The following is a 19,824-nucleotide window of genomic DNA, read 5'->3' as shown; positions in this document are numbered from 1 at the left end:
AATCATAAAAATGGGTTCGTTTTTGCACTTTGGAAAACGACTCAGAAATTTTTTCAACAATACATCTACGTATCGCTCAACTATTTACCCCGGATGAGCGATGAGGGGTGGCATTATAACGGTTAAAGAGCCTATAATCAGGCTTGGTAAAGCCGCCGGTGAAATATTCGGTGGTACTGAAGGCGGTAGAGAAAAATGAAAATATTAGGCGTCCTTCTTACAATCGCAGGGTTCATTGTGCTGTTCAGCATCGTCGCGGAAGCGGAGTTTATGAGTTGGGCTACCGGTGATATGTTCTCTTCCATAATCGCTTCCCTGGTGGGTCTGGCGATGATCCATGCCGGTTGGCGGCTGTTACAAACTAAACCGAAGTCTTAATCCACCGATGACACGCCGGGCAGTAGATTCATCAAATTTTTTATCTTTACAACCGCGACGGCGGCTGATAAAATTTAACAATTATGTCAAATAACAAGAACCTCAAACCCAAACCGAATAATAATAAATCCAAGCCCGCGGCGGTCAAGACCGTAGCCCGTAAGCCGGTCAAAACGGCCAAACCTGCACGGAAAGTAACACCGCGCGCCAACCACAACTCCCCGCCCGGAAAACCGGTGAATCTAAGCTGGCTGGGCTGGACGGTGTTTATCGGCGGCCTGATCGGCCTGATCTTCTGGCAGCGGGAACGCATCGACACTTTTATCAACCAGCTCTTTTCCGGTACCGCCGCCGTCTTCGGCTGGGGGTTGCTGCTGGTCATCCTTGGCATCATCATCGCCGTTGCCGTTTTCAAACGCGAGGCGGTGCTGGAGTTTGCCCGTAAGACCACCTTCATCTTCTGGTACCGCTGGCTGGGCGCGGCGACACTGATACTGGCTGTCTGGGGTCTCCTGGCGCTGGGCGGCGCCGGCGGCAGCGTCGGGCTGGCCCTTATCGGCTCGGACCTCGGCACCGGCGGCTGGCTGCGGGTGATTGGCCTGTTCGTCCTGTCGTTCGTCCTCATGGCCCCGGCCGTTGCCTTCGCGTCGGTCAAGTGGCTGGCGGGTATCGTCAGCCGTCCCTTCCGTGTCGATAAAGAACCGCCGCAGACGGAGAGCTTCCGACCCTACCCCCCGGCGGCTACCGATGGAACCAGGCAGCCTCCCCTGCGCCAGGCTTCGATAAGTGATAAATTCCGGCTTAACCGGTCCAAGCCGCCGTTCCCGGAAGCCGCCACCGCCATCCCGGCCTCCGTGCTGGTTTCCGGCGCCGGCCAGTCCCCTGCGGCTGCGGCGACACCGGCACCCGATACCGAAGAACCGGAGACCGAATCCAAAACCGACAAAGCCGACCGCGCCGAGGGCCGCGACCTGAAACAGGTAGCCCAGGATGTCTGGCGCAAATACGGCGAGACCGCCACGATGCTCACCTCCGACGGTTGGCGGCTGCCTCCGGTGGAGATACTGGATTACACACCGGAGATAGAATACGGCGAAGCGGACAATCAACTCCGCGCCCGCCTCATTGAGGACGCTCTGCGCAGCTACGGTGTGGACGGCTCGGTGGTTCAGATTAACGCCGGCCCCACCGTCACCCAGTTCGGCGTGGAACCGGGCTGGGACCGTCGCACCAAGGAACTCAAAGAAAAAGACAAGGACGGCAACGTCGTCACCCGCCAGGTGGAGACCGGCCGCACCCGGGTCAAGGTGGACCGCATTTCCTCACTGGCCAACGACCTGTCTCTGGCCCTGGCCGCGCCCTCTATCCGCATCGAGGCGCCGATCCCGGGCAAATCCCTGGTCGGCATCGAGGTACCCAATACCCTGCTGGGCAGCGTCAGCATGAGGACAGTCATAGAGACCACCGCCTTCCAGAAGCTCAAAGCCAAAGCGCCCCTGGCACTGGCTCTTGGCAAGGGCGCGGGCGGTGAAGCCGTGGTCGGTGACCTGGCCAAGATGCCGCACCTGCTCATCGCCGGCGCCACCGGCTCCGGCAAGACGGTCTGCCTGAACGCCATTATCTGCTGCATCCTGATGAACAACACGCCGTCCGAGGTCAAGTTCATCATGATCGACCCCAAGCGGGTGGAGCTTACCCCCTACAATTCCATGCCCCACCTGGCGGCACCGGTCATCGTGGACGTAGATAAGGCCATCGGCGCGCTGAAGTGGCTGGCCGGTGAGATGGACCGCCGCTACAAGCAGATGGCCTCGGTGGCGGCGCGCAATATCGACGCCTATCACAAGAAACCCGGAGTGGAGCGGATGCCGTACCTGGTGCTGGTCATCGATGAATTGGCCGACCTGATGATGGCCGGTTTCGACGATGTGGAGCACCTGCTCTGCCGCCTGGCGCAGATGGCCCGCGCCGTGGGCATTCACCTCGTCGTGGCTACACAGCGTCCTTCGGTCGATGTCATTACCGGCCTGATCAAAGCCAACTTCCCCACCCGCATCAGCTTTGCCGTGACCTCCCAGGTGGATTCCCGCACCATCCTCGATGCCGTAGGCGCCGAAAAACTGCTCGGCCGCGGCGATATGCTCTACATGCCCACCGACGCCGCCAAGCCCAAGCGTTTGCAGGGCTGCTACGTCTCCGACCTGGAGACCGAGCGACTGGTCTATTTCTGGAACGGTCAACAACCGGAAGCCCAGGCACCTATGCTCAAGGTGGAAGAACTGGCCGCAGCCACTCAGATGGTCACCGGCGGCTCAGATAAAAAGCAGCAGCAGGACAGCCTGTTCGAGACCGCTATGAACCTGGCCCAGGAGACCGGCACCATCTCCGCCTCTTTCCTGCAGCGAAAACTGCATATCGGTTACCCCCGCGCCGCCCGCCTGGCCGACGAGGTCAAGGAAGCGCTGGGTCAGGACCTCGACGACGGCGGTGCCGAGGTGCCGGAGGACGATTAGCCCATCCGGCAGCAAGCTGGTCATCATTACCGGGCTAACGATGCCTCCAAACCGCGTTCTGCTTGACCGGACATGACGGACCGGCTACAATATCATGCGTTGTCAGCGCCGAGATAGCTCAGTCGGTAGAGCAGTGGACTGAAAATCCACGTGTCCCCAGTTCAAGTCTGGGTCTCGGCACCAACTTGTTCTTTAAAATATTCGGCTTTAGGACGAGCCGGAGTGGCGGAATGGTAGACGCGGCAGTCTCAAACACTGCTAGGGGGCACCCTCTGTGTCGGTTCGAGTCCGACCTCCGGCACCAGCTTCTACCAGGACAGAAGCCGTTGCCGAGTTGTGTAGTGGTAGCACGAAGGACTTTGAATCCTTTTGCCCAGGTTCGAGCCCTGGCTCGGCAGCCATATTCACGTTCCCGAGTAGCTCAGTGGTAGAGCGGTCGGCTGTTAACCGATTGGTCGAAGGTTCGAATCCTTCCTCGGGAGCCATTTTCTTCCGGGCATTTTCACCACCCCCAACCAATATCTTCTCCATCGTTCGTTCAGCGATAACTCCGTTTCGGCTCGACTTGTTCGTTAATCAGGCTTATTTTCCTTTGGTACCGTTTTATTTACTTCCACCGGTAGATCGGTGGTGCTATACTTGCTCCATTAGCGCGTCGATCCCTTAGGATCGCTGAGGAGAAACATCGTGTCGGAAGAAACGATCGGCACCATCATATTCAGCGTAATTGTCATCCTTGGCGGGGCTTTGATCTTCGGCATCGCGAAGGGGCTTTCCAAACGCGCAAAAAAATAACCGCACAGCAGCAGGTCTCATTCCAGGAAAATGTGGTTGACGAACCGCGGTTAGATGACGCCGTATTGAAAGAATACGGCTATCACGATAATCGCCGATACCAGCGCCCCGGCGACGACCTGCCCAAGTGTATGTTGTGCCAGTACGATCCTCGACCAGCCCATCATGGGTACCAGTACCAATGAAGGCACCGCCCACCAGCCATAGAGCACGAGCAGGATAACCGCCAGCGCAGATACCGTGGAGGTATGGACGCTGATCTTCCACCAAAGGTTGACCGCGGCGAAGGTTACTACCGTTACAATGCCGGTTACCAGCGTAGCCACGATTTCCACCGGCGCGTTGAGCCAGTTGAGCACGAGCATGGTCAGCACAGCAAAGAACAACCCAATGACATAGATCCGATGGCGCTGGTGCCTGCGGTTGGAGAACAGCGCGTCCATGCGGCCGGTTCTGACAAAGAACATAGCGATCAAGAGAACCGGCAGGAACACCAGCCCGGTTACGAGCAGGAACCAACCGAAGGCCTGAGCGGCATCAGCTGCCGCGGTAAACGCTACATTGGCTAATATAACGAGGCCGAGGACCAAAGGGTTCAGCCCATCCGATATGTAGTTAGCCAGCTTTAGTTTGGTCAATAAACCCGACTCGCTTCTCTAAAGTGGCCGTATTATAGCATGCGGCGACACTGAACGTATCGCTTAGTCTTGATGCTCAGACATCTGGTGTTTGAAGCTCTCGACGATATTCTCGTCCCGGATGATGGCGTATTCTATGCCGTAGCGGCGTTTCAGCCGGTATGGCACACAGCAACAGTGGCAGCAATTGCATATGGCATAGTAATGACCGCGGCATTGCATCATGATGGACATGAGGTTAGCGTCCTTGCACCGAAGTAGTAATGCCTTAGCCTCATCCTTAGAGACTTCCCTGAAGTTGTGCTCGGCATCGGAATACACTTCTCTGCCGAATCCGACCACAATCTCTGCTTCGATCGGGTTATCGCAATTATGAAATACCTTGCGGCAGGCGCACTCCCCGATTGCAACCCAGTCTGAGGCATCGACGATAGCTGCGGCTTCCCCCGAATTCAGGGCGAAACCTCCATGCTGGCTCCGGGCATAATTGTTGGCCAAACGGCGCACAAGCTTGCCCAGAAGCGGCAACCGGGTAAACGGAGCCAGCGTCATATAGGCTTTCAAGAAACGGTTCTGGTAACGGCCGTAAAACGGTAAGGAGTGATGCATATGTTGCTCAGTCGAGTCCTATCCCGGGTAGATATTGTGATTCTGCCTGCCACCTATTCTCAGTATACCAGAATACAATCTAGTGCAGTCGCGTTTGGAAAGCGCCGCAGCTTAGCATAAGGTGCGCTCCAGTGCCTAAAAAGAGTATATTTTAGGGGTACCGGCATTCGCGGGTGATGGACCGCCCGGAGAAAGGAGACTTCCCGATTGGTCAAACTTGATCCGACCAGGCTCAAGGACTGGCAGATTGCCGAGGAAGCTGAAAAAACCATGAAACCGGTTAACCGGCTGGCTGCGGAATGGGGCATCCTTGATGAGGAACTCCTGCCTTACGGCCATCACCTGGGTAAGGTGGACTACTCAGCGGTTACCGCCAGGCTCAAAGACCAGCCCAACGGCAGGTATATCGACGTTACCGCCATCACCCCCACACCACTGGGTGAAGGTAAAAGCACCACGACCATGGGCCTGGTGCAGGGTCTGGCCAAACGCAAAGGTAATGTCTCCGGCGCTATCCGCCAGCCTTCCGGCGGACCAACTTTCAACATCAAGGGCAGTGCGGCCGGTGGCGGGTTGTCACAGTGCATCCCCTTGACGCCTTTTTCACTTGGCTTGACCGGCGATATCGACGCTATTACCAATGCCCACAACCTGGCGATGGTGGCCTTGACCGCCCGCTTGCAGCATGAGGCCATCAACACCGATGAGTTTTTAGGCAAACGCAACCTCAAGCGATTGAATATCGACCCCCACAACGTACCCATGCGCTGGGTGATGGATTTCTGCGCCCAGTCTCTGAGAGATATAATCATCGGGCTGGGCGGTAAAACCGACGGCTTCATGATGCGTAGCGGGTTCGCCATTTCCGTCAGTTCCGAGGTCATGGCCATCATGGCCGTCTTCACCAGCCTCCGCGATCTGAGAGAACGTATCTCCCGGATAGTGGTAGCCTATGACCGGCAGGGCAACCCGGTGACCACCAAGGACCTTGAAGTGGACGGGGCTATGACCGCGTGGCTGGTGAGAGCCTCCAATCCTAATCTACTGCAAAGTATCGAGGGACAGCCGGTGATGGTGCATGCCGGACCTTTCGCCAACATCGCTGTCGGCCAATCTTCGATCGTGGCTGATCAGGTGGCTTTGAAATTATCAGATTACCACGTCACCGAAAGCGGTTTTGGCGCCGACATCGGTTTCGAGAAGTTCTGGAACATCAAGTGCCGGGTGAGCGGGCTGAAACCCAACTGCGCCGTTATTGTCGCCACGATACGCGCCTTGAAGATGCACGGCGGCGGGCCAAGGGTAACCCCCGGTAAACCACTGGACGCCGCCTATACCGATCCCAATCCGGGTCTGGTCGAAAAAGGCCTGTTGAATCTCATCGCCCATATCGAAACGGTCAAAAAGTCCGGGATGAACCCCGTGGTGTGCATCAACCATTTCCATACCGACTCTCCGGAGGAGATCAGTATCGTAAAGCGTGCTGCAGAGGCAGCAGGCGCCCGTGCCGCGGTTTCACGTCACTGGTTGAACGGCGGAGAAGGCGCGTTGGAACTGGCCGACGCTGTCATCGACGCCTGCGAAGAGGCCAATGACTTTAAACTGCTCTACGAGGACAATCTGCCGCTCAGGGCGCGCATAGATAAAATCGCGAAAGAAGTGTATGGAGCGGATGGCGTAAGTTACACGCCGGACGCTTTGTCCAAAGCCCAGACGATCGAGGCCGACCCAACTAAGGCTCATTTTGCCACCTGCATGGTGAAAACGCACTTGTCACTGTCGCATGACCCTGCGCTCAAAGGGCGCCCCGAAGGCTGGACGCTGCCGATCCGTGATATCCTGGTATATAACGGCGCCGGATTCATCGTGCCGGTGGCTGGGGATATCAAGCTTATGCCAGGTACATCGTCAGACCCGGCTTTTCGGCGCATCGATGTCGATGTGGAGACGGGAAAAGTGAAGGGATTGTTTTAATCAGGCAGCATGATGATATGAACCAGCAAATCAGCGACAAATACCAGGTGGCCTTTCAGCCGTACGGAATCACGGTCGAAGCCAACTGCGGCGAAAACCTGTTGGAACTGGCGCGCCGCGCCGGCGTCGGCATCACTGCATCCTGCGGAGGGGACGGCGTGTGCGGCACCTGCAAAGTGAAAATTATCAAGGGTGAGGTCGAAAGCCCGCCATCGCTGCAACTGTGCAACGACGAAATATCATCCGGATTCCGTCTGGCCTGCCGGTGCCGGGTAATGAGCGATCTGATCGTTGAAGTGCCACCGGAAAGCCGCGCTCCGGTCTCGGAAGGTCACTTAAGATCCCTGGTCACCAGTGAAGAAACCTTAGCCGCCACCAACTGGCGCTTCTCTCCTCCTGTATTCAAACTCCTGGTGGAGCTTCCGCAGCCCAGCCTGAAGGATAATTCCAGCGACCTGACGCGCATCGAACGTGAATTGGAATCCCACGGGATCCAAAACGCCCGTCTTAATATCATTCTGCTGAAGAAAATCGCCGCTTCGCTCCGGGGCGGGAATTGGAGAGTGACTCTCACGGTATTGAAAGAACCGGGTGGTCTCCGTTTGACAGATATCGAACCGGGCGACACACGATCACACATGTATGGATTGGCCTTCGATATCGGCACCACTGGCGTACGCGGGGAAGTTCTCGATTTAACCGAGGGTAGAGTCCTGGCCCAAGGGGTGGAATACAATGGGCAACGCTCCTACGGGGATGATGTCATCAGCCGCATCGCCTACGCGGGAAAACCCGGGGGGCTGGAAACACTGCAGCGGGCGGTCGTAACCACACTCAACAAACTTATCAACGAAATGACCGGGCGAGCGGGTATCGATGGATCGGATATCGCTCACGTCACCGTGGCGGCCAACACTACGATGGTCCACTTATTACTGGGTCTCGATCCAAAGCATTTGAGACTGGCGCCGTATGTGCCGACCGCAGCCGACCTTCCGGCTCTCCCTTCCGGGGACATCGGGCTATTGGTCGGCGCGGGAGTACCACTATACGTCGTTCCTTCAGTAGCAAGTTACATCGGTGGAGATATCGTCTCCGGGTTGGTCGGCACCGGAATATTTCAGCGACAGGAAACGGTGCTATATATTGATATCGGCACCAACGGCGAAACGGTCGTCGGCAACTCCGAGTGGATGGTCAGCGCGTCATGTTCAGCCGGTCCTGCCTTCGAGGGTGGGGGCATCCGCCACGGCATGCTGGCGACCAGCGGCGCGATCGAGACGTTCAAGATCGGCACCCGAAGCGGAGGCCCGGTGGTCACGGCTATCGGGGGCGAAAAACCGCGCGGCATCTGCGGCGCCGGCCTGATAAGCATCGTCGCCGGACTCTTTACCGCCGGTGTCATCGATCAACGAGGGAAATTCCAGCCCGAGGTATCCGAACGGGTTCGGCCCGGCACCGATGGATATGAGTATCTGGTCGTCGAGGCACACGAGACCGGCACCGGCAAGGATATCGTGCTGACCGAGGTGGATATCGATAACCTCATACGCGCCAAAGCGGCGATGTACGCCGGATACCAGACGCTTTTAGCGAGTGTCGATATGACCTTCGAACAACTGGACAAGGTGGTTATCGCCGGGACTTTCGGCAGTCACCTGGATATAGAAGACGCGGTGACCGTCGGCCTTCTGCCGGACATATGCCGAGATAGATTTGTATTTGTAGGCAACGGTTCATTATTGGGGGCACGGCTTTGCAGCTTCTCCACCGACCTTGTTGAGGCTGGCAAGCTTGTCGCCAAACTGGTGACCAATATCGAACTCTCCGAGAATGCCTCCTTCATGGATAATTATATCGCTTCAATGTTCTTGCCCCACACCGATGCCGCTCTTTTCCCCGGTGTCACCCGCCAGGCAATGCCATCCAATAAGGGTTCCCGATGACAGTTACCATTGCAATGGCCGGTAAAGGCGGTACCGGTAAAACGTCGATCGCCGGTTTGATCATTCGATACCTGGTCAAACACGGCGGTGCACCGGTTCTGGCGGTTGACGCCGATCCGGCTGCTAACCTGGGACTTGGATTGGGCCTTGATATCGAGAGAACGATTGGATCGGTGCTGGCCGGGTTCAACGAAAATAAGATCACTATCCCATCCGGAATGTCCAAGGACGCTTACCTCAATATCAAGTTCAGTGAGGCGATCGTCGAAAGCCGGGGCGTTGACCTCATCACCATGGGGCGGGGGGAAGGCGCCGGGTGCTACTGTTTTCCAAATAACGTCTTGAAAGATTTCATCGATAAGTTGACGCCGAATTACCAGTACATGGTCATGGACAATGAAGCCGGACTGGAACATCTCTCCCGCGGCACGACAGGGAACGTCGATGAACTCATAATCGTATCCAACCACTCGATAAAAGGAGTGCGTACCATCGCCACGGTTATGCAGCTGGTGCAAGAATTAGACTTGAACATTAAACGGAAGTGGGTCGTAATAAACCAGGCTCCGGCAGAAATCGACCCACTGGTGGAAGCTGAAATGGACCGATTGGGGATCTCGCCCACTGTGGTAGTACCCACCGATGAACTCATCATGGAATACGACTTGCATCAACACTCATTACTCGAAATGCCCGATGATTCGGCAGCAGTACGGGCAATCGATAGACTGATGCAAAATCTCCGGCTTCACAAATTGAATGAGGTAAAAACATGACAGCACGGATAATAAGCGGTACCGAGATCGCAAAACAGATCCGCGAGGAACTCCAGAGAGAAATCGACGATCTGAAAGAAAAATATGACCTCACGCCCGGATTGGCCACGGTCATCGTTGGCGACGACCCGGCGTCCCAGACTTACGTCAGCACCAAGATCAAAGCCTGTCAGGCGCTTGGACTCTATTCAGCCAATTATCCCCTGCCGGGTACGGTATCGGAAAATGAACTACTAAACCTGGTAGGACAATTAAACTCTGATCCCAAAATCCATGGAATCCTGGTCCAGGTACCACTGCCCCGCCATATCGACGAAGGCCGGGTTTTGACGGCTATCAGCCCGGATAAGGACGTGGATGGTTTTCATCCGGTAAGCGTCGGGCGGATGGTGATCGGTCAACCCACCTTCCTGCCCTGTACACCTCATGGCATCCAGGAACTATTGATCCATGCCGGAGTACCGACCGAGGGAGCGGAAGTGGTGATCGTTGGCCGCTCCAACATCGTGGGGAAACCTGTGGCTAATATTTTATTGCAGAAAGCCGCCGGTGCTAATTCCACGGTTACGGTATGCCATAGTGCCACCCGGGACATCGCCAGCCATACCCGCCGTGCCGATATATTGATCGCCGCCATCGGCAAGCCGAAGTTCATCACTGCCGACATGGTCAAGCCGGGTGCAACAGTCATCGATGTGGGAACCAATGAGATCGGAAAAACCCCTGCCGGCAAGCGTATCTTGTCGGGAGACGTGGATTTTGATAATGTTAGAGAAATCGCCGGTGCCATCACCCCGGTACCCGGCGGTGTCGGCCCTATGACGATCGTCATGCTGATGACCAATACGGTCAAAGCCGCCAAACTTGCCCATGGACTGAAGTGATCAGGGGTGTATTGTCCATTGTGGAATATGAGATCCAAATGGTCCCGGCTCATGAACTGAGCGCATCAACGACAGGAGGCGAATCATGCCCATTGAAATACCTCATCTAAACTATAACGGCCGTATTCATCAGATACAGATGGGTGACGGCGCTAAATCCATTGAAGTCGGTGGAGAAAGCTGCTATCCGTTCTACAAGTTCGAAGGCAACATGCCAAACACTCCACGCATCGCCATGGAAGTCTATGATGAAGCACCGGATGATTGGCCGGAAGCAGCGATAGCGCCCTTTGCCGACGTGCTGGGAGACCCTGTTGCCTGGGCAAAGAAGTGTGTCGAATCATACGGCGCCGAGATGATCTGTCTGCAACTACAAAGCACCGACCCCAACGGAACTAATCGTAGCGCGGAAGAGACCGCCCAGCTGGTAAAGAAAGTGGCCGCCGCCATCGACGTTCCATTGGTCATCTGGGGCACGGCCAATCCCGAAAAAGACACCGAAGTGTTACGGGCTGTGGCTGAAGCCGTCCAGGACCGACGATTGGCGCTGGGCCCGGTGGAAGAAGGTAACTACAAGAAAATCGGTGCCACAGCCATGGCTTACAACCATATCGTTATCGCTTCCAGCCCCATCGATATCAATCTGGCTAAGCAGCTTAACATCCTGATGTCCAATCTGGGCATAAAAGAATCAAATATCATCATGGACCCGACGGTCAGTTCCATCGGTTATGGGATCGAATACGCCTATTCCGTAATGGAGCGCATCCGCATGGCTGCCCTGACCCAACAGGATGAAAAGTTGCAGTTTCCGCTCATCTGCAACATTGCCCGCGAAACATGGAAATCCAAGGAAGCCAAGGCCGTCGAAGCCGATGACCCGAGTTATGGGAACGACGGCGAGCGCGGCATTACCCTGGAGGCGATGAGTGCAACATTGTTACTGTTGGCTGGCGCTGATATCCTCATCATGCGCCATCCGGAAGCAATAAGGTTGACCCGAGAGATGATATCGGAATTAAGCTGACCAGACTGATTGACTGGAGCCACACAAGTCCCAGATCAGCAACAGGGAAACCTCAAGAGGTATTTAAGATGTCCAGAATAATCATAACCGGCGCCGTGCGCGGCGCCTGGAAAATCTTCAAGACAGCAGAAACCGCGTGGCGACAGGCGGCAGCTGATCATTTCGAGAACACTCCGATTGGATTCCCGAATACCGCCTATTACCTGCCGGTTATCTATGCCGTCACCGGCATGAAAGTCGAAATGCTCAAAGACATTGCTCCAGTTATAGATCGCTGCCACGCCTTGCTGCCAGCACCTAATGCGGAACCGGACTCAGTCGGGTTAGCCGGAGTGCTGGACGCCGGTATGGCTGCCCTCTTCGCCGCCGAAATCATCGAAGCACTAAGATATTTGAATACTCCCGGTTTTTACACCGGAATGGAAACGCAGGTCGTGGAAAACCTCTGGATGGGTGCCGCTGACGACGTGATATTGCGGAAACGGGGCGTCGAATTCGTCGACGGCAGCGCTCCCGGATTCGCCGTCATCCTCGGCGCGGCGGCGGACGACCAGGCGGCTGTCCGCATCGCCACAGAGTTGCAACAGCGGAATCTCTACGTTTTTATGAGCGCATCCCACCATGGTGACCGTTTCAGTGAGCAACTCGAACGGAGCGGTATCCAGGTCGGCTGGCCAACGCGGCTCGTCCCCTTCGGTCCTGATATCTCATCCTCGGTTTTCGCCTTGGGATTTGCTTCACGCGTAGCCTTATCTTTCGGTAATATCACGCCCGGGGATCAAAGACAGTTATTTTCTTACAGCAAAGAACGCATCGCAGCCTTCGTCATCGCCCTTGGTGAAGTGACCAACGAATGGTATGCCGTCGCCGCAGGAGCGCTTAATTTCGGCTTCCCTGTAATCGCCGACACCTCGATACCCTCATTGACCCTGGGTGAACCGCCGGTCGAACTGATAGTATCCGGGGTGCCCTATGAGAAAATAGTATCGCGAGCCACTGAAGTTCGTGGCTTGAAAGTCGTAGTTTCCGAAGTGCCGGTACCAGTTGCCTACGGTCCCGCCTTTGAAGGCGAACGCGTACGCGGTGAGGATATCTACCTGGAATGTGGCGGCGGGCGCACTCCAATGGTGGAATGGGTTACGTCCAAACCGATGGAAGCCATTCAAGACGGGTTGGTCGAAGTTATCGGTCCTGAGATCACCGATGTTCCTCCCGGCAGCAGACTGCCGATGGCGATCGTTGTTGAAGTGGCTGGCCGGCAAATGGAAGAAGATTACGAACCTATATTAGAGCGACAAGTGCACCATCTCATCAATTACGCTCAAGGGGTGATGCACATCGGTCAGCGCGATATCGCCTGGTTACGTATCGGTAAAGGCGCCTTCGAAAAAGGATTCCGGCTGGAACATATCGGCAAGCTGTTGCACGCAAAATTGCACCAGGATTTCGGACGTATTTTCGACAAACTCCAGGTGAAAATTTTCACCATTGAAGGTGATGTCACGAATATCGCCAGCAAAGCTAAAGAGGTCTATGCTAACCGGGACGCTAGAATCGAAGGAATGACTGACGAAACGACCGACACATTTTATTCCTGCCTCCTTTGTCAGTCTTTTGCCCCTTCTCATGTATGTGTCGTCAGTCCCGAGCGTACCGGTTTGTGTGGTTCGTATAACTGGATGGATTGTAAAGCCTCTTTTGAGATCAGTCCCACCGGTCCCAACCAACCGGTACCCAAGGGCGAAACGATCGACGCCCGAACGGGTCAATGGAAAGGGGTTAATGAATTTGTATTTAAAGCCTCCCGGGGTAAGGTGGACCACTACAATTTCTATAGTATTCTGATTGATCCGATGACCGCCTGCGGCTGTATGGAATGTATCGCCGCGATATTGCCTTTATGCAACGGAGTCATGACCGTCAACCGGGAATTCGCTAATATGACACCCAGCGGTATGAAATTTACCACCCTGGCCGGTACCATCGGCGGCGGTGTGACCACACCCGGTTTCGTGGGACACTCAAAATACAACATCACTCAACGCAAGTTCCTGGCTGCTGAAGGCGGTATTAAACGTCTGGTCTGGATGCCACGCTCTCTCAAAGAAGAGATCGCCGACCGGTTCAACGAAAGAGCAATTGAGATTGGCATCCCCGACCTTCTGGACCGTATCGCAGATGAGAGTGTCGGCACCACCGAAGAAGACATACTTGCTTTTCTGACCGAAAAAAACCACCCGGCGATAACCATGGAACCCTTATTGTAAATTGAAGGAGATGACCTATGGCACTGTCCGGCATCGAAATTTTTAAATATTTACCCAAAACCAATTGCGGTAAGTGCGGTGTCCCAACCTGTTTGGCTTTCGCTATGAGCCTGGCGGCTGGCAAGGCTGAACTCACCGCGTGCCCGTTTATCAGTGAAGAATCGAAAACAAAACTCGAGGAGGCTTCGGCGCCTCCCATCCGCCCGGTAAGCATCATGACGGGTGGCAATCCGCTTAAAATCGGCGGTGAAACCGTGATGTTCCGCCATGAGAAACGATTCGAGAACCCGCCTGGGTTAGCCATCGTTATCAGCGATACGATGAATGACACAGAAATAGCCCGCCGGCTGAAAAGTCTCCATTCCCATACTTACACTCGCGTCGGAGCCACGCTAAAACCGGAACTGGTTGCTCTAAAATATGAATCAGGCGATTCAAGTACTTATGCCGCTCTGGCCGCGAAAGCGAAAAACCAAACAGATGCAGGAATCATCCTCATGTGCCAGGACGCCGGAGCGATCAATGCTGCGGCTGAAGCCTGCGATGATCGCAAACCGATAATATGTGCCATTACCCTCTCAAACTTGGAAACCCTGGCCGCACCGGCTAAGGAACTATCGCTCCCGGTGGTTGCCCATGCTGACACGCTTGATGAATTGACCGAACTCACACGACGATTGACAGACCTTGGCATCAAGGACATCATCCTGGACACCGGCGCCCGCGATTTGAAGAAAGCGCTGGCAGACCAAGTTGGCTTGCGCCGTTTAGCACTGCTCAAAAAGTTCAGGTTGCTGGGTTTCCCAACCATAGTTTTTCCAGCGGAGATGACCGACAACCCTATCAAAGAATCTCTTATCGCCAGCGCATTAATGGCCAAGTATGCCGGTATAATCGTGCTTTCCGATTTCAAAGGGGAGACCCTTTTTCCTCTGCTGGTAGCCCGCCTTAACCTGTACACCGACCCTCAGCGGCCGCTGGCTACCGCCGAAGGGATATACGACATCAACGGCCCGGATGAAAATTCACCGGTAGCAATCACCTGCAATTTCTCATTAACCTATTTTATCGTCTCCGGTGAAATAGAGAATACCCGCATGCCGGCACATCTCCTCATCAAAGACACTGAAGGACTTTCGGTTATGACCGCCTGGGCTGCCGGTAAATTCGGCGCGGACAACATAGGAGGTTTCGTCAAAAAAAGTGGCATCGCCGAACGCGTAAAACATCGTAAACTTATCATTCCGGGTTATATCGCCCAGGAAAGCGGCGGACTGGAAGAAGAATTGCCGGATTGGGAGATCATGGTCGGACCCCGGGAAGCAGCCCACCTTTTACCTTATCTTAAGTCCAATTGGAAACCTTAGGAGTTTTATATAGTGATACTCATCGGCGAAAATATCAACGTCATGTCCAAAACGATCGGACCGGCGCTCAAGGAAAAACACGCCGATCCCATACAAGCTTTGGCCAGGGCGGAAACAAAAGCTGGCGTTGACTATCTTGACCTGAACATAGGACCGGCCAGGAAAACCGGAACCGATCTCATGCCATGGCTGGTGGCCGCTATTCAACAAGTGAGCGACCTGCCGCTCGCATTGGACACAACCAACGCCTCGGCCATCGAAGAAGGGCTAAAACTGTGCAGGCGGCGTGCCCTGATCAACTCCGTGTCACTGCAGCCCGAGCGAGTGGAACAAACCCTGCCTCTGGTGAAGAAGTACAATGCCGAGATGATCGGGTTGTTGTGGGGCAGCGACGGCATGCCACGTGATACCAATGAGCGCTGCATGTTAACTGTTGACCTTGTCTACAAAGCGAATGAGACAGGCATTCCGAACGAAGATATCTGGATAGACCCAATAGCGACCCCTGTCAGCGGTGAAATCAACCAGGTAACGTCATGTATTGATTTTCTGTCCGCGCTGTCCGAAATAGCTCCCGGATGCAAGTCGATCGTCGGTTTGTCCAACGTCTCCAACGGTACACCCCAGCACCTTCGTCCAATTCTGAACCGCACCTACCTCATCATGCTCGCGCGGCAGGGACTCCATGCAGCTATCGTTGACGCTTTCGATGCGGAACTTCTCGATATTGCCCGCGGTCGGCTGCCGAATATTGTCAATTTGGTGCACCGAGCCATGGATGAGACAGAAATAGACATGGAGGTGTTGACCAAAAAGGAACAGGATTATATTAAAACGGTTCGGGTACTGAACGGTCAGGCTTTATATTCTCATTCGTGGTTAGAAATTTAACATCAGATGCCAAACACACTTTCGGAACCCTTGTTTGGCGGCTATGAGCGGGCTTACTCGGAATCTTACCAGTTAGCCTTCGATAGGTTAAAAAGCTCAGACCTCGGTGGCATCTGTCGCTGCAGCCGCGCCACGCGACGGAGTGGGAACATTATAGGTATAAGATTCTTAGACCGCGAGTACACGGTCGATATTGATCGTCAAACGATTACATCCGAAACAGGCATTCCCGGTATCACCGACAGCCTGGTGATACTACACTACCTCGTCACAGCAACCGATGAGCAACGATATGCGCCCCACCCCATCACTTTCAAAGAATTGCAGGACGGGAGAAGTTATTACCCGACTTTCTTCAAACGGGCGATCGCGCCGGTGATCGAACGCTTTGGTAGTTCTCCGGATGCATTGATCGCCGCCGCCGAAAAGTATTGCGGCAGGCCAACGTCGCAAGGCGATGTCTCCGTTCGTTTCAAAGTTTTTCCACACGTAAACCTTACATGGGTGCTCTGGAGTGGCGATGAGGAATTCCCAGCCGACGGTACAGTCATCTTCGATGCTACGGTCTCCAATTTTCTTCCTATTGAAGATATTGCCGCGCTATGTCAGTCTATAGCGATGAAACTGTGTTCATGGACACCTAGAATACACCGGGCTATAATCTAAAGAGGTGATATTATGGAAAGTGAAGATAAGATCAAGGTATTGCTCGCAGATGACCACGTGATTGTCCGTGAGGGCACTCGTGAAATGGTGCAGCGACAACCGGATATGCAGGTAGTCGCCGAAGCCAGCGACGGCGTGGAAGCGGTTGAACTGGCCAGGGTGTATCGGCCGGATGTTATCGTCATGGATATCGCAATGCCCAATATGAACGATATCGAGGCTACTAAACAGGTAAAGAAAATCCTGCCGACAACCGCAGTGCTTATCCTGACCGCTTATGATTCCGACCAATATATTATGGCATTATTAGAAGCCGGCGCGGCCGGTTACCTGCTTAAAAACGTACGCGGAAACCAACTTATTGACGCGATTCGTGCCGTTCATTCGGGCGAATCCATACTGCAACCTTCCACAACACGCCGAGTCATCGATCAACTAAAGTCTAAACCGATCAAACCTGATGAGGGACCTTCGGCAACACTAACAGAACGCGAAATGGAAGTGCTGAAACTGGCCGCCAAAGGTGTCAGCAACAAGGACATCGCCGACCAGCTTTTTGTCAGCAGCCGGACCGTCCAAACGCATCTCTCCAATATTTTTAAAAAACTGGAGGTTGCCTCTCGGACAGAAGCGATTCTTTACGGCCTTAAACGCGGCTGATTTTATATGGAGGAACTGCCCTGAATATCGCCTCCACTCAACGAAAAAAAACACCTAAACCCAAATCCTGGCGCCGAATAGCTAGGATTTTCGCCAACTTTCATCTTTGGTTATTGGTGCTTTTTTTTGTCGGCGGGTTTCTACTCCAATACCCCCAGTTCATTCCATTTATCGATACGTTAGACCCAAATAATTTTCTGTCTTTAAGCCGTCATTCTTTCGGACGCTTGATAATGCTATTGCCGGTAACCTATGCGGCTCTGGTTTTTGGAATGCGTATTGGGTTACTCGCTCTGCTTATCGCAGTAACGATGATCGTGCCAAATCTAATTCTCCTAGAATCACCGATTACTGGCGATGATATCATTGAGATCATCGGTATCGTGATCATCGGTCTGGTGGTCAACCTATGGTTGGAAAGCTATGAAACGGATAAACGCCACCGCCAAATGGCGTATTTAAGATTGGAAAGCGCTCAAAGAGAACTGCAAAGAATGCAACAGAATCTCAGATTCTATCTTAAACAAATCACACTAGCCCAAGAAGAAGAGCGCCGCCGTATCGCCCAGGAACTACATGATGATACTGCCCAAGACCTCATCGCGATCTCCCGAAAAATTGATGGTTTCATGTCCCTCCATCCGGCACTGACATCTCCGGATGAGGCATACTTGGAAGACATGCACCAGCACGTCAACCGAACATTGAGCAGTGTACGACGTTTCAGTCAAGACTTACGACCCTCCGTGCTCGATGACCTCGGGTTGATCCCAGCGATAGAATGGCTGGTACCGGACCTGGCACAGTACTTCAAGCTTAATATCGAACTTGCGATCAATGGGACGATCCGGCGTTTCCCTCCTGAAAAAGAACTGGTGCTGTTTCGTATCGTTCAGGAGTCACTCCGCAACGTTGGTAAACACGCCGCCGCAAGTCACGTTTGGGTGATGATCGATTTCCTGCCTCAGCGTACGGTTCTCACCATCAAGGACAATGGCAAGGGTTTCCATCCTCCTGATCGTATCGGTGATCTTGCAGTCAGCGGTAAACTAGGCTTGACTGGCATGCAGGAACGGGCTCAACTCATAGGCGCTAAGATGAACATTGACTCAATTCCAGGCCAGGGCACAACCGTCATGGTGACACTGCCGGTATCTTCCACTTCCCCGGACCATCCCTATTAATCCCGCTTGCCGGGTTGGTACTAATACTCCTTTATGCTATAATCACCTGACCTATTGAATGATCATTCAATAGGTTTAAAGGAGGTGCGCGTTGGGTACTCAAGCGCCTTTTACAGAAGTAGCTGAACTCATTAAGGAAAGCGGCGCCGAAGCGCTTGACCGTTGTTACCAGTGCGGCACCTGCTCCGCGACCTGTCCCTGGCGGGATTATATTTCTTTCCTGCCAAGGCGAATGTTCGAAGAAGCCCGGCTAGGGTTGACAGATTTTGAGATCGACAATGTCTGGCGTTGTGTCACCTGTAATAAATGCGTCCAGCGCTGCCCGCGTGACGTCCCTATCATCGATATCATGCGCGCGTTGCGACGGGCGGTTATCGGTATGGGTATCGCCGAAGCCCCGGCACCCCTAGCCGGTGCCCTCAGAAACCTATCCGCCACCGGCAATCCAATGGGTGAATCCGCCGATACCCGTAATGCCTGGGCGCAAGGCCTCGATATCAAAACTTTCGATGCCGCTACCGAATACCTGTTTTTTCCTTGTTGCGTGACGGCATTCGATCCGGCTCTAAGGAATGCCGTGAGATCAACCGCTGAGGTTCTCACCGCCGCCGGAGTAAACTACGGTGTTATCGAAAACGTCGTCTGTTGTGGTGAGAGTGCCCGCAAGGCAGGCGATGAAGCGCTCTTCCAGCAACTTGCCGGTGGGAACACCACCCTGTTTTCCGAAAACAAGGTCACCAGGATTATCGTCAATTCACCTCATTGTTACCATACGTTGAAAAACGAATACCCGGAACTCGGCAGCCGCTTTGAGGTCATTCATACCAGCCAATTGCTGGCGGATCTGCTCGCCGCCGGCCGGCTGAAGTTCCAGAGTCACGTCAACCGTAAAATTACCTACCACGACCCCTGTTACCTGGGACGACACAACGGGGTTTATCAAGAACCCAGGGAAGTCATCGGTGCCGTTCCCGGTGTTGAACTGGTTGAACTACAACCCGGCCGAGCCGAGAGTCTTTGCTGCGGGGGCGGTGGTGGGCGTATTTGGATGGAGACACCGCGCGCTGAACGTTTCAGCGAAAACAGAATCCAACAAGCTGCGGCCACAGGTGCCGATACGCTTGTCACCGCCTGCCCGTATTGCTTGTCCAATTTCAAGGACAGTGGCCTCAATCAGCCGCTACCCGACGGCTTCTCCATCTTAGACATCAGCGAACTCATTATCCAGGCTCTTTGAGCCTTAAGGAGG

General features: G+C 54.3%; 16 protein-coding genes and 4 tRNA genes. 18 read left to right on the top strand and 2 right to left on the bottom strand.

The window, feature by feature from the left end:
- The first annotated feature begins 195 nt into the window (after window positions 1–195).
- The 6 genes from ABFB09_RS02490 to ABFB09_RS02465 all read left to right on the top strand — a co-directional run bounded on the left by ABFB09_RS02490 (window position 196) and on the right by ABFB09_RS02465 (window position 3,376).
- Complete coding sequence (locus ABFB09_RS02490) at window positions 196–378, top strand: hypothetical protein (RefSeq protein WP_346999631.1); 183 nt, start codon at window positions 196–198, stop codon at window positions 376–378.
- A gap of 83 nt (window positions 379–461) precedes the next feature.
- Complete coding sequence (locus ABFB09_RS02485) at window positions 462–2,891, top strand: DNA translocase FtsK (RefSeq protein ID WP_346999630.1); 2,430 nt, start codon at window positions 462–464, stop codon at window positions 2,889–2,891.
- A gap of 107 nt (window positions 2,892–2,998) precedes the next feature.
- Window positions 2,999–3,074 (top strand) — tRNA-Phe (locus tag ABFB09_RS02480).
- 33 nt (window positions 3,075–3,107) lie between these two features.
- Window positions 3,108–3,195, top strand: a tRNA-Leu gene (locus tag ABFB09_RS02475).
- 23 nt (window positions 3,196–3,218) lie between these two features.
- Window positions 3,219–3,292, top strand: a tRNA-Gln gene (locus tag ABFB09_RS02470).
- A gap of 9 nt (window positions 3,293–3,301) precedes the next feature.
- Window positions 3,302–3,376, top strand: a tRNA-Asn gene (locus tag ABFB09_RS02465).
- 360 nt (window positions 3,377–3,736) lie between these two features.
- On the opposite strand, the gene ABFB09_RS02460 is transcribed toward ABFB09_RS02465, so the two are convergent.
- Both ABFB09_RS02460 and ABFB09_RS02455 read right to left on the bottom strand, forming a co-directional pair.
- Window positions 3,737–4,324 carry a phosphatidic acid phosphatase gene (locus ABFB09_RS02460; protein WP_346999628.1) on the bottom strand — a complete coding sequence of 196 codons (588 nt, stop codon included), beginning with the start codon at window positions 4,322–4,324 and terminating at the stop codon, window positions 3,737–3,739.
- 63 nt (window positions 4,325–4,387) lie between these two features.
- The gene (locus tag ABFB09_RS02455) at window positions 4,388–4,933 is read right to left on the bottom strand and encodes a ferredoxin-like protein (protein ID WP_346999627.1); all 546 of its coding nucleotides are present in this window, start codon (window positions 4,931–4,933) and stop codon (window positions 4,388–4,390) included.
- A 207-nt stretch (window positions 4,934–5,140) separates the two neighbouring features.
- Between ABFB09_RS02455 and ABFB09_RS02450 the strand changes: the two genes are divergently transcribed.
- From ABFB09_RS02450 to ABFB09_RS02395, 12 genes are all read left to right on the top strand, one after another.
- Window positions 5,141–6,907 (top strand): formate--tetrahydrofolate ligase, encoded by a 1,767-nt coding sequence (locus ABFB09_RS02450; protein ID WP_346999625.1) that lies wholly within the window; start codon window positions 5,141–5,143, stop codon window positions 6,905–6,907.
- Between the two features lie 17 nt (window positions 6,908–6,924).
- Window positions 6,925–8,853, top strand: coding sequence for an ASKHA domain-containing protein (locus tag ABFB09_RS02445; protein WP_346999624.1), 1,929 nt, complete (start codon window positions 6,925–6,927; stop codon window positions 8,851–8,853).
- Window positions 8,850–9,629 carry an AAA family ATPase gene (locus tag ABFB09_RS02440; protein WP_346999623.1) on the top strand — a complete coding sequence of 260 codons (780 nt, stop codon included), beginning with the start codon at window positions 8,850–8,852 and terminating at the stop codon, window positions 9,627–9,629. The genes ABFB09_RS02445 and ABFB09_RS02440 overlap by 4 nt, the downstream gene beginning before the upstream one ends.
- The gene (locus tag ABFB09_RS02435; RefSeq protein ID WP_346999622.1) at window positions 9,626–10,513 is read left to right on the top strand and encodes a tetrahydrofolate dehydrogenase/cyclohydrolase catalytic domain-containing protein; all 888 of its coding nucleotides are present in this window, start codon (window positions 9,626–9,628) and stop codon (window positions 10,511–10,513) included. Before ABFB09_RS02440 ends, ABFB09_RS02435 begins: the two co-directional genes overlap by 4 nt.
- A gap of 85 nt (window positions 10,514–10,598) precedes the next feature.
- Window positions 10,599–11,540 (top strand): acetyl-CoA decarbonylase/synthase complex subunit delta, encoded by a 942-nt coding sequence (locus tag ABFB09_RS02430; RefSeq protein ID WP_346999621.1) that lies wholly within the window; start codon window positions 10,599–10,601, stop codon window positions 11,538–11,540.
- A gap of 68 nt (window positions 11,541–11,608) precedes the next feature.
- Entirely contained in the window at window positions 11,609–13,807 is a 2,199-nt protein-coding gene (gene acsB, locus ABFB09_RS02425; protein WP_346999620.1) for an acetyl-CoA decarbonylase/synthase complex subunit alpha/beta, read from the top strand.
- Window positions 13,808–13,824: 17 nt separating this feature from the next.
- Window positions 13,825–15,174, top strand: a complete 1,350-nt coding sequence (gene acsC, locus ABFB09_RS02420; protein WP_346999619.1) for an acetyl-CoA decarbonylase/synthase complex subunit gamma — start codon at window positions 13,825–13,827, stop codon at window positions 15,172–15,174.
- A 12-nt stretch (window positions 15,175–15,186) separates the two neighbouring features.
- Window positions 15,187–16,065: a dihydropteroate synthase gene (locus tag ABFB09_RS02415; RefSeq protein ID WP_346999618.1), complete on the top strand. Its 879-nt coding sequence runs from the start codon at window positions 15,187–15,189 to the stop codon at window positions 16,063–16,065.
- A 6-nt stretch (window positions 16,066–16,071) separates the two neighbouring features.
- The gene (locus ABFB09_RS02410) at window positions 16,072–16,731 is read left to right on the top strand and encodes a DUF3786 domain-containing protein (protein ID WP_346999616.1); all 660 of its coding nucleotides are present in this window, start codon (window positions 16,072–16,074) and stop codon (window positions 16,729–16,731) included.
- Between the two features lie 12 nt (window positions 16,732–16,743).
- Window positions 16,744–17,391, top strand: coding sequence for a response regulator transcription factor (locus tag ABFB09_RS02405; RefSeq protein WP_346999615.1), 648 nt, complete (start codon window positions 16,744–16,746; stop codon window positions 17,389–17,391).
- A gap of 272 nt (window positions 17,392–17,663) precedes the next feature.
- Window positions 17,664–18,575, top strand: coding sequence for a sensor histidine kinase (locus tag ABFB09_RS02400; RefSeq protein ID WP_346999614.1), 912 nt, complete (start codon window positions 17,664–17,666; stop codon window positions 18,573–18,575).
- Window positions 18,576–18,666: 91 nt separating this feature from the next.
- Complete coding sequence (locus ABFB09_RS02395) at window positions 18,667–19,812, top strand: (Fe-S)-binding protein (RefSeq protein WP_346999613.1); 1,146 nt, start codon at window positions 18,667–18,669, stop codon at window positions 19,810–19,812.
- Window positions 19,813–19,824: the final 12 nt, after the last annotated feature.

Source organism: Dehalogenimonas sp. THU2 (assembly GCF_039749495.1).
In the GTDB taxonomy this organism is placed as follows: domain Bacteria; phylum Chloroflexota; class Dehalococcoidia; order Dehalococcoidales; family Dehalococcoidaceae; genus Dehalogenimonas.
This window is presented reverse-complemented; position numbering and strand designations above follow the sequence as displayed.

Coding starts and splice junctions, on each gene's coding strand:
- ABFB09_RS02400 (WP_346999614.1), top strand. CDS start 17,664: ATGCGTATTGGGTTACTCGCTCTGCTTATCGCAGTAACGATGATCGTG.
- ABFB09_RS02490 (WP_346999631.1), top strand. CDS start 196: ATGAAAATATTAGGCGTCCTTCTTACAATCGCAGGGTTCATTGTGCTG.
- ABFB09_RS02485 (WP_346999630.1), top strand. CDS start 462: ATGTCAAATAACAAGAACCTCAAACCCAAACCGAATAATAATAAATCC.
- ABFB09_RS02435 (WP_346999622.1), top strand. CDS start 9,626: ATGACAGCACGGATAATAAGCGGTACCGAGATCGCAAAACAGATCCGC.
- ABFB09_RS02410 (WP_346999616.1), top strand. CDS start 16,072: ATGCCAAACACACTTTCGGAACCCTTGTTTGGCGGCTATGAGCGGGCT.
- ABFB09_RS02405 (WP_346999615.1), top strand. CDS start 16,744: ATGGAAAGTGAAGATAAGATCAAGGTATTGCTCGCAGATGACCACGTG.
- ABFB09_RS02445 (WP_346999624.1), top strand. CDS start 6,925: ATGAACCAGCAAATCAGCGACAAATACCAGGTGGCCTTTCAGCCGTAC.
- ABFB09_RS02430 (WP_346999621.1), top strand. CDS start 10,599: ATGCCCATTGAAATACCTCATCTAAACTATAACGGCCGTATTCATCAG.
- acsB (WP_346999620.1), top strand. CDS start 11,609: ATGTCCAGAATAATCATAACCGGCGCCGTGCGCGGCGCCTGGAAAATC.
- acsC (WP_346999619.1), top strand. CDS start 13,825: ATGGCACTGTCCGGCATCGAAATTTTTAAATATTTACCCAAAACCAAT.
- ABFB09_RS02440 (WP_346999623.1), top strand. CDS start 8,850: ATGACAGTTACCATTGCAATGGCCGGTAAAGGCGGTACCGGTAAAACG.
- ABFB09_RS02455 (WP_346999627.1), bottom strand. CDS start 4,933: ATGCATCACTCCTTACCGTTTTACGGCCGTTACCAGAACCGTTTCTTG.